Source organism: Syntrophorhabdales bacterium, from assembly GCA_035541455.1.
Classification (GTDB): domain Bacteria; phylum Desulfobacterota; class Syntrophorhabdia; order Syntrophorhabdales; family WCHB1-27; genus JADGQN01.
On sequence record DATKNH010000011.1, the window covers coordinates 1 to 9,979 of the forward strand.

Genomic DNA, 9,979 nt, shown 5'->3' on the forward strand with positions numbered 1-9,979 from the left:
TGCTCTTCTTCTTTGTGGTGTTTTATAACGCGGCCTTCGACCATGAAGATGACATCTTCCCCGATGTTGGTCGAAAGATCGGCTATCCGCTCTAAGTTCCCTGCTATGTCCAGCAGGTGGAGCCCACGCTCAATGGTCGATGGGTCGGCACTCATGTACGTGATCAGTTCGCGCAGGACCTGTCGCGCGAGGCTGTCGATCTCATCATCTCTCTCGCACACCGACTTCGCGAGTTTTGCATCCTCAGTGATAAAAGAACGCAGGCTGTCGCTGACCATGCGGACAACGCCTTCGGCCATGCGAGGTATGTCGAGCAGGGGTTTCACGGGAGCGCGCTCCACCAGGAACATGGCGCTTTCGGCGATGTTGACCGCATGATCCGCCATCCTCTCAAGGTCGCTATTCATCTTCAGGATCATGAGCACGGTCCTGAGATCCCTGGCGATGGGCTGGTACTGGGCGATGAGTGTGGTGCAAAGCTCATCCAGCCCTATCTCCAGCGCATTCGCCCGCGGTTCGTCCCGGTCGATTACATTACTGAGCATGATGCGGTCTTTTCTCATCAGGCCCTGGATGGCCTTGTCAATCATAGTTTCAACGAGGCTGCCATACTCGATAAGTTGCTCTTTCAGCGCGGGCAGTCTGTCTTCCAGCATGTGTGCCCCCTACGTTCTATAGACCGGGTTTGAATTCACACCGGTATCAGCCAAATTTTCCCGTTAGATATTCTTCGGTCCGTTTATCTTTAGGCACTGTGAAGAGCTTCTCGGTTGGTCCGAATTCGACCAGTTCACCGAGGTAGATGAATGCCGTATAGTCCGAGATGCGGGCTGCCTGGGGAATGTTATGCGTAACCTGGATAATCGTCACCGTGTTTTTCAGGTGGACAACCAGTTCCTCTATGTGCGTCGTCGATTTAGGATCGAGCGCCGACGTCGGTTCGTCCAGCAGGATTATCTCCGGGTCCATTGCAAGGGCCCGCGCTATGCAGAGCCTCTGCTGTTGCCCTCCCGAGAGGAACGTGCCCTTTCGATGCAGGACATCCTTCACCTCGTCCCATAGGGCCGCTTTCTTCAAAGACTCCTCAACGATCCGGTCCCTATCCACCTTGGCAACCCTGATACCGTTGAGATTGTAGCCGGCTATCACGTTGTCGTAGATGCTCATAGTGGGAAAGGGATTGGGTCGCTGAAAGACCATGCCGATCTTGCGCCGCACAATGATTGGATCGATGTCAAACACGTCTTCGTTATCGAGGAGGATTTTCCCGGAAACGCGGGCGTTGGGAATAAGCTCATGCATGCGGTTGATGCAGCGTATGAGAGTAGTTTTGCCGCAGCCCGATGGTCCCATCACCGCCGTAATCTTGTTCCTGAAGATAGAGAGGTTGATATCCTTCAGGACCTGATTGCTATCGAAGCCTGCTGAGAAATGCTCGATCTTTAGAACTGGACCTTCCATTTCCTCATCCCAACTTTTGCAAGCAGATTAAGCGCAAGGACAAAAACGAGCAACACGAAGGAAGCGCCCCACGCAAGGGCATGCCACTCAGGATATGGACTGGTGGCATAGTTGAAGACGGTAAGAGGGAGGGCGCTGACCGGCTTGAAAAGGCTGAGCGCCATGAAGGGGCTTCCAAAGGCCGTGAAGAGAAGCGGCGCCGTCTCGCCCGCTATACGGGCAACTGCGAGGAGCATTCCTGTGACTATCCCGCTCAGGCCGGCCGGCAGTATCACTTTGAGGATAGTTCTCGGATAGGAGACCCCCAGCGCCAACGATGCCTCTTTCAATGTATCCGGAATAAGCTTCAGCGTCTCTTCAGTCGACATCACAATGACCGGAAGCATCATGATCCCGAGTGCCACGCCGCCGGATACTGCGGAAAAAGAACCAAAGGGCTTCACCACCCAGACGTACGCGATGATGCCGATGACAATCGAGGGTATACCCATCAATATCTCGACCGACAGGCGCGAGAGATAAGCGAACTTCCCCTTCCTGTATTCGGACAGATAAATCCCGGTCAGTATGCCGAGCGGGACTGCAATGATGCTGGCAAGCACGATCAATAGAGCGCTGCCGAGGATGGCATTGCTGATCCCCCCACCTGTCTCGCCCACCGGTGCTGGAAGTTTTGTGAGGAAATTCCAGTTGATCGACGTGATCCCGTTCTTCGAGATAAAAAAGAGTATGAAGAACATCGGCAGGATAGAACAGAAAGAGAGGAAGACCACTACAACCTGAAAAGCTCGATCCGCAAAAATTCTCCTCCTCAATGCGCTGTCTTTCATGTCACGCTCGTTTTGATAATGACGACCTTGCCTATGACGTTGATCACCGTAGTGACCACGAAGAGCAGCAACGCAAGCTCGACAAGGCTGGAAAGATAGACCGCCCCTGTTGCTTCCGTGAACTCGTTCGCGATGACGCTGGCCATGGTGTTGGCGGGGCTGAAGATGCTCGTTGGAAGAAAATTTGAGTTGCCTATGAGCATGGTGACAGCCATGGTTTCACCCAGAGCCCTTCCCAGGGAAAGCAGGACGCCTGCGAATATACCCGACCGTGCGTAGGGGAGAATCACCTTGCGCACCACTTCAAACCTGGTTGCGCCCAGCGAGAGCGCAGCTTCCTTGAGATCAGTGGGGACAAGGTTTATCACTTCCCTGCCCAACGAGGCTGAATAAGGTATGATCATGACCGCGAGGATAAGAGATGATGCGAGGATACCGACCCCGTACGGTGCGGCGCCAAGCTCGACCTCTATGAAGCGGATAATGGGAATGAAAAAGAAAAGGCCCCAGAAACCATAGATGACTGACGGGACACCAGCGAGCAGTTCGATGACAGTCTTTACGAAGGAGGAGGCTTTTCCTTCACGGTAATAGTAACCGAGAAAAATGGAGATGGGTATAGAAAAGAAGGTTGAAATGAGCAGGGCCAGGAATGACGTCACCAGCGTACCCACGAGAAAAGGGAGTGCGCCGAATTGAGACGTGACCGGGTCCCATGTGCGACCAATGAGAAACCTGATGCCCAGTTTCTTGATTGACGGCAGCGAGGCGAAAAGCAGCGAGAGGAAGATCGCGATGAGGAGTACCAGGACGCTTACACCCGCAAGATAGAGAATTTTGCGAAATGCAGGTTCGGAAAGAGTGAGGCCTGCTCTGTAGCGCAGGCGCGCTGCTTGCGCCTGCGTTTCTTGATCCGCCCGGTTCATCGGTTGAATCATCTGCCCAGTCGATTCTAACATAGATATAGTTCTCATCAAGCAGGTTTGCTATATGGTACGGCTTCGGGTTACTTCATGACGGGTTTTCCCCCGTAGGTGACAGCCTTGATCAGCCTTTCCGCTTTGTCCGCCGCTGCCTTGGAAAGCGGCGCGTACTCCATGGGCTCAGCGTACTTCTGGCCCTGGTGCGTCATCCACCATACAAGCTTCACGAGTTCATCCACCTTGTCCTGCGCACGGTCGCCGTACTGCTGCTCCTTGTACATGAGGATCCACGTGAAGCCGGCCACAGGATAACCGTCGGCCGCGTCCGTGTCCGTGAGGCTGACCATCATGTTGTCGGGCAGGGTAATATTGGCTGCTTTGCTTGTTGACGCTATCGACGGCTTTACCCAGTTGCCTTTCTTGTTCTTGATGTCGGCAAAAGCCATCTTGTTCTGGAGCGCATAAATGAGCTCTACGTAGCCAATGCTTCCGGGTGTCTGCTGGACGAGCCCGGCCACCCCGGGATTGCCTTTTCCGCCGAGGCCCACCGGCCAGTTCAATGATGTTCCTGTGCCGACCTTCTCTTTCCATTCGTTGCTTACCTTGCTTAGGTAATCGGCGAAGATGTTGGTCGTACCGCTGCCGTCGGAGCGGTGGACCACAGTGATCGCCATGTCCGGGATTTTCACTCCTGCATTCGCTGAAACAATGCGCGGATCGCTCCACTTCTTTATCTTTCCGAGGAAAATGTCCGCAACGATATCAGGAGCCAGCTTGATGGACGGGTTCCCCGAAATGTTGTAGGTAACCACAACCGCGCCCGCTACCGTAGGAATGTGAAGCACAGGCGCCTGCGCAGCTTTGAGGTCCTCCTCGCTCATCACCGCGTCGCTTCCCCCGAAGTCGACGGTCTTATTGATAAGCTGGCGAATGCCGCCGCCCGAACCTATTGCCTGATAGTTCACTTTCGTGCCGTACTCCTTGCTGTAGACGTCGAACATCTTCGAGTAGAGCGGATAGGGGAAGGTCGCGCCGGCTCCTATCAGCTCCTGTTCCTTGGCCATACCGCTGCTTGCGATCGCAAGCAGAGTCAGTGCCGCTACCAGACAGATCGTGGTGCGTTTCATGATGCCTCCTTCGTTTACTGGACTTGATAGATATAAGTGTCCTGAATTGATGAGCTATAGTAGTTTAATCAGTCCTCTTTAAGATTGTGTGAAGAAAGTGTTAATTTTCGGTTAATACCTGGTCTGGCTTTTACATCCTATTTCAGTTCACGGAGGGCGATCAGCAAACGTTCCAGATAAGGATCCTGTTCCTGAATAGCGCTGAGAGGTTCCCCTTTGGAGTCTGATTTCGAAGGTCTTAACCATGTGTTGAAACAAAGAAGCGACAGGCTGATGACTTTATGGAGTCTGCCGAGCAAAGAACATTCAGCCTCGATGGCGTATCTTCCAAAAGAAGAAACGTTTTTTGCAAAGGACCTACCATTGGGTTTTCTTACCGGGGTTGACGGAAAAACAAGGTCAAAATCCATGTGTGTATCCTCCTTCATAGTCCGGCGATTTATTGCTGAAAGGGTACAGACTCTGCATTAAAATCAGATGAAGACGCGATGAAAAGGTGGTTAATTTTGATTGGCGCAAGAGTTGCAAGTCTCCATATCCAGAAATGACACGCCCGGTCATATTACGGGCGGGCTCTGGCGTGGTATGATTATCCAGGCATTCAAGGTTTCGAAATGCGGCCGGTGTAATATCGTAAGAAACTTTGAACAGCGGGGCAGACAATGAAAGTGGGAGAAGAAACATGGCACAACATGTAGGCGTTATAACCAGTGGAGGTGACTGCCCGGGGCTCAATGCGCTGATCAGGGCCATCGGCAAGGGCGGCCAGGATGCGTACGGCATGCACGTGATCGGTTTTCTCAATGGGTTCCGCGGCCTGGTGCAGGATCGCAGTATGGAACTGGATGACCGTACCCTCTCCGGGATCCTGACATACGGCGGCACGATACTGGGGACCAGCCGTGACAAACCAAACCGTATGACCATAGGGGACAAGACGCGGGACATGACCGATGCGATTGTCGATACCTATCACCGACACCATCTTGATGCGCTCGTATGCATCGGAGGCGCTGGTACCCAGAAGAACTCGATACTCCTGAAGAACGCTGGTCTCAATGTGGTGACGCTTCCAAAAACGATTGACAATGATGTGGCCGTGACCGACACGTGTGTCGGCTTTGACACTGCGGTGAGCATTGCGACGGAGGCAATAGATAGGCTTCATTCTACGGCTACGAGTCATAATCGGGTGATCGTCGTCGAGGTCATGGGTCATCGGGCCGGATGGCTGGCGCTGAGCGCCGGCACGGCCGGTGGCGCGGACGTGATCCTGATTCCTGAAATTCCGTATCGAGCGGAGCGCGTTGCAGAGTCTATTCGCGAGAGAACCCGGAAAGGAAAGCGATTCAGCATTGTGGTGGCGGCTGAAGGCGCCATGTCAAAGCAGGACGCCAAGACAGTCGAGGCACTTGCAACAAAGAAACGCAATGCCGAAAGCAAGCAGGCGCGGCAGAAAGCATCGGATCAACTCAGCGCGTTCCATGAGGCGCATGTGGGGCACACCATCGGGCTTACTAAGGAACTGGAGCGATTGACAGGGCAGGAGTCCCGCCTGACCATTCTGGGTCACCTTCAGCGGGGAGGGACGCCTTCCGCGGCGGACCGCGTATTGGCTACATGGCTGGGCACAGAGTGTGTCCGTCTCCTTAAAGAGGAGCACTACGGCGTCATGGTTGCAGTCCAGGGCCGCGAGATCAAGGCTGTGCCTCTGGAAGAGGTCGCGGGCAAGAAGAAGTTCGTGCCGATCAATCACCCGCTGATCGAAAGTGCGCGGCTGGTGAGCACGTCGTTTGGCGACTGAGCCGCGTGCACGCTTACCGCACGGATGGAAGTCCCGACCAAGGATGTTCTTTAGAAGCATGTTTGCTGCAAGCCGATTTTTTTATCCCGTCCCCCTTAATGCAGGAGCGGTATGTGCCGATACTACAAGATTATGAGGGACACACGCGCCGGGCTATCGACATCTGACGCACGCGCTGTCGTGGGCATCTGCCAGGATAGAAACGAGATATGATCACCCGTCGTCACTTTCTCCGTCTGCTGGCTGTTTCTCCCGGTCTCGGCGCGGGCGTCTACACATGGCGCTGGGAGCCTCGCTGGGTAGAGATCGTACCACGGCGGCTGCCGGTGCGCTCCCTGCCAGACTGCCTTGCGGGCGCCCGGCTGGTGCAGCTCAGTGACCTGCACATCGGTCCGCATGTGGACGACGCTTACCTGATCCACGCCTTTCAGAAGGTGAAACGACTTGCTCCCGACATCGTGGTCTATACGGGCGACTTCACGAGCTACGAGAGGAACGTCTTTGCGCATGCCGGCCGGATGTTTCCGCAGCTGCCGCGAGGAAGACGTGCTACTTTTGCAGTGCTGGGCAACCACGATTATGGCAGCACGTGGAAGGACTCGGGGATTGCCGACAGGTTCGTCACGTTGCTCGCTGCGGCGGGAGTGCGAATCCTGCGCAACGAGGTCGCTGAGGTCGACGACCTGCAGATTGCCGGGCTGGATGACCTGTGGGCTGGTCGTCTTGAGCCGGTGAGGACCTTCGCGGCCCTTGATCCTGCCAAGGCATCCCTCGTACTGGCCCACAACCCGGACGCGGCTGATCTGCCGGGCTGGGGAGGCTACACAGGATGGATTCTCGCCGGACACACTCACGGCGGGCAGTGCAAACCCCCCTTTCTCCCGCCCCCTCTGCTGCCTGTGCGGAACCGACGGTACACGTCAGGCGAGTTTGCGCTCTCTGGCGGACGCCGCATGTACATCAACAGGGGGATCGGCCATACGCTCCAGGTGCGATTCAATGTCCGTCCCGAGGTCACGCTCTTTCACCTCGAGCGTGCGTGAAGAAATAGAAGCGGTCTTACGGATGATATGATCAACTTTTCTTGAGTGTTACAAGGTACAACTTCTTCGGCAATCCGGTCTCCTCAAACTCCTCGATACCTACAATCTGATAGCCCGTTGCCAGATGTTCTATTTTCTCCCTATTGAAGAAATGGACGACAAATCCTCCTCCTATCTCCCACATATCTTCACCACGATGTGTTCCTGTCCTATAGTGAGGGTCTCCCGTGTGACGGACCGTGTAGATGTTGAGACTACCAGGTTTGAGCACTCGACGGATTTCTTCTGAGAGAAACTCAAGTTCCGAGGTAGTGAGCGCCATGCAGTAGAGCATGTGTGAGTAGCATCCATCGAAGAAATTGTCATCGAAAGGGAGACGTTGACGAATATCGTGATGCATCGTTATGACCGAAGATGAAATACCGATTATTCTGGCTTTCTTCTTTATGGTCCTCCGGCCTTCCTCACTGTAGTCGAGTGCATAGACCCTGAACCCTTGTTGTGCTAAGAACAAGGTGTCTCTGCCCTGACCACTTCCAAGCTCCAGAATAGTCTTTGCTTTCTGTTTCCTGAACGTCTCAACTGCTTTAAGAACAGGATAGCTGGGTTCGTCACCAAACATGTCTACATTCTCGACATAGGTTTTCTCCCAATGTTCCTGCTGATGGTTCAATGCTGCTCTATCTGGGTCCATTTCCATCTCCGCCTCTGAGAACCTCTTTTATCATAAATTCTTTCACAGCACAGATCACATAACAAGAAGAAAACGTCGATTACAACGAAACCCGGATGATGCGCCTTCCTGTCGTTCGCAAGATAGTCGCAGGAATGGTTGGAATACCCTTCACTTGCCCCCACGATTTTGTCTGAAGAATCCTGCATTTTTTTCCGAAAATTGATCCTTGAAGAAGCAATCCTTAGTAAAACTAATTGGTTATGTTCTAACCAACGTTGGTACCATTTCTGCACTGAAAAACTTCAGACCCCGTTGAGAGGACAAGGACGTGAGAGGTTTCGAAATACCGATTCTAAAATATCTGGGCTCCGGCTGTTCGGTCCAAGAGGATTTCGTATTGATCTGCAGCTCATGTGAGAAAGTAAAAGACGATAAAGGGCATTGGAAGAACCTGGATGGTTTACGGAAAATAGCCGATATGGTTTTGAGCCATGGTCTCTGCCCGCGATGTGCAGAGAAGTACAGTGCTGAAATAATGAAACTCGTGAGAGCTCAACGTACGATAGAACCCGTTTCCCCTACAGCTCTCAATCCCGCTTGAGGGTCACAAACAATGCCGAGATGCATACTTAAGAGGAAAGCTTTCAAACACTTCTTGCATTGACGCCTCGACTTCGTTTATTTGCTTCTGAAGCTTTTCCGCCAGGGCCGTCTCGTATTGTGTGTGGGTGTCAGTGATAGCATGTATGATACATTGGGGCCTCACCCCACTATAACGATATGCATCTGACCTTACGTTACACGAGTCGCACCACGGGAGTGCATACATGAGGAAGGCTCTGTCCTCCTTGTTGCTCATTCTACTCTTCTCCTCCGTCGCCGAGGCGTCAAATTGGCAATTCGTAACGCCTCTCCGTGCAGAAAATTACGGGTTCTACGTTGACTTCCATGCTGTAAGAAAGGTCCCCAAAGGAAAGATCAGGTTTTGGTACACCGTGGCAAAAACACTCGAGGATGCCAAAAAGGATACAGGCAGAAGACACTATGTAGAAATGGACTGCGTCAACAAGACATTCCGCGACATCACGTACGAACAGGAGAAGGCCCCCGTGGTTTGGGAGCATATATCACCCGACTCTTTTCAGGAATCATTTCATGAAGTGCTGTGCCGCAGGAAGGAATGAGACGACCCTAACCTACACAACCCCTCTTCTCCCCATTCTTTCACAGTTAGAGATCACGCGACAAGAGGAAATTCTCGATCACAGAAGAAACCTCAAGGAGACCTTTCAGATATTCTAAGATGCTCAACATACGAATCTTACCGACTCAAGACCAGAGGTCATCCACACACTATATTATCAGAGCCAAGCACAAACCCAGGCACAATCCCATTCAGACGACAAGAATACGGTCAGGGGGAAAGCCGGAAGGCCTTGATATGTTTCAGAATGCGAGAGAGGGGATTTGAACCCCTACGGTGTTACCCGCTGGATCCTAAGACGGCCCACCAGCAATAGCCTGTAATCTGTAAATCCATCTACAATTGACGATAGACCTTGCTGACGAAGGAGTTAGGTTACTTCTGTAGATCGGCTGTGGGATTGACGATTTGAGTGCATTTGGAACGACCCGAGCACGCTGACAAGCACAGATATGAGATGAACGACGTGTTCGAGAAAAAGTGGATTTTGGATGCTGTTGACGTTAGTTCGATTTAAACGTACCAATCTGTACTCTGTATCGGTCGAAGAGAAGACACGATTCTACTTTTCTTCGATATGCCACTTGAGGAATCCGTAGCGCTCCCATTCTAAGAGCCTCTGCTTTAGTTTCAGGACGTTTGATTTCCTGAGTACTTCAACTTCGTACTGGTTGGGCTGGCTATTGGCAGAGACGTTACCGTATGCTCCTATTCCCGTGATGATTGATGAGAGAGAGTCTTCCGGTACATGTACCCCGAATTCAATCACGAAGTAAGTATTGTTCATAAGTACCTAACAATCAATATTCGGTGCCCTGTCTACGAGAAGAGTATACGACACTACCCTGTCTGAGTCAGCCTATTCACGAGACACTTCACGACCGAAGAAACGCAATTGATTCTATATGCTG

The 9,979-nt window shown here is 52.6% G+C and carries 11 protein-coding genes; 3 read left to right on the forward strand and 8 right to left on the reverse strand.

The window, feature by feature from the left end; all coding sequences use genetic code 11:
• The 6 genes from phoU to VMT71_00910 form a co-directional block, all read right to left on the reverse strand.
• Nucleotides 1–656 (reverse strand): phosphate signaling complex protein PhoU (gene phoU, locus VMT71_00885; GenBank protein ID HVN22494.1); only part of this gene is annotated, 656 nt, incomplete at its 3' end.
• A 46-nt stretch (nt 657–702) separates the two neighbouring features.
• Nucleotides 703–1,461 carry a phosphate ABC transporter ATP-binding protein PstB gene (pstB, locus tag VMT71_00890; GenBank protein ID HVN22495.1) on the reverse strand — a complete coding sequence of 253 codons (759 nt, stop codon included), beginning with the start codon at nt 1,459–1,461 and terminating at the stop codon, nt 703–705.
• Complete coding sequence (pstA, locus tag VMT71_00895; protein HVN22496.1) at nt 1,443–2,291, reverse strand: phosphate ABC transporter permease PstA; 849 nt, start codon at nt 2,289–2,291, stop codon at nt 1,443–1,445. Before pstA ends, pstB begins: the two co-directional genes overlap by 19 nt.
• Complete coding sequence (gene pstC, locus VMT71_00900; protein ID HVN22497.1) at nt 2,288–3,250, reverse strand: phosphate ABC transporter permease subunit PstC; 963 nt, start codon at nt 3,248–3,250, stop codon at nt 2,288–2,290. The genes pstA and pstC overlap by 4 nt, the downstream gene beginning before the upstream one ends.
• Nucleotides 3,251–3,297: 47 nt before the next feature.
• On the reverse strand, nt 3,298–4,341 hold the full coding sequence (pstS, locus tag VMT71_00905) for a phosphate ABC transporter substrate-binding protein PstS (GenBank protein HVN22498.1): 1,044 nt from the start codon (nt 4,339–4,341) through the stop codon (nt 3,298–3,300).
• A gap of 137 nt (nt 4,342–4,478) precedes the next feature.
• On the reverse strand, nt 4,479–4,751 hold the full coding sequence (locus VMT71_00910; protein HVN22499.1) for a hypothetical protein: 273 nt from the start codon (nt 4,749–4,751) through the stop codon (nt 4,479–4,481).
• Between the two features lie 272 nt (nt 4,752–5,023).
• Between VMT71_00910 and VMT71_00915 the strand changes: the two genes are divergently transcribed.
• Entirely contained in the window at nt 5,024–6,145 is a 1,122-nt protein-coding gene (locus tag VMT71_00915) for an ATP-dependent 6-phosphofructokinase (GenBank protein HVN22500.1), read from the forward strand.
• A 209-nt stretch (nt 6,146–6,354) separates the two neighbouring features.
• A complete protein-coding gene (locus VMT71_00920; protein ID HVN22501.1) occupies nt 6,355–7,188 on the forward strand; it encodes a metallophosphoesterase in 834 nt (277 codons plus the stop codon).
• Nucleotides 7,189–7,219: 31 nt separating this feature from the next.
• Here VMT71_00920 and VMT71_00925 read toward each other — a convergent pair whose 3' ends face one another.
• Nucleotides 7,220–7,882: a methyltransferase domain-containing protein gene (locus VMT71_00925; GenBank protein HVN22502.1), complete on the reverse strand. Its 663-nt coding sequence runs from the start codon at nt 7,880–7,882 to the stop codon at nt 7,220–7,222.
• A gap of 809 nt (nt 7,883–8,691) precedes the next feature.
• Between VMT71_00925 and VMT71_00930 the strand changes: the two genes are divergently transcribed.
• The gene (locus VMT71_00930; protein HVN22503.1) at nt 8,692–9,048 is read left to right on the forward strand and encodes a hypothetical protein; all 357 of its coding nucleotides are present in this window, start codon (nt 8,692–8,694) and stop codon (nt 9,046–9,048) included.
• Between the two features lie 582 nt (nt 9,049–9,630).
• Here VMT71_00930 and VMT71_00935 read toward each other — a convergent pair.
• Nucleotides 9,631–9,855 carry a hypothetical protein gene (locus tag VMT71_00935; protein HVN22504.1) on the reverse strand — a complete coding sequence of 75 codons (225 nt, stop codon included), beginning with the start codon at nt 9,853–9,855 and terminating at the stop codon, nt 9,631–9,633.
• Nucleotides 9,856–9,979 lie beyond the last annotated feature (124 nt).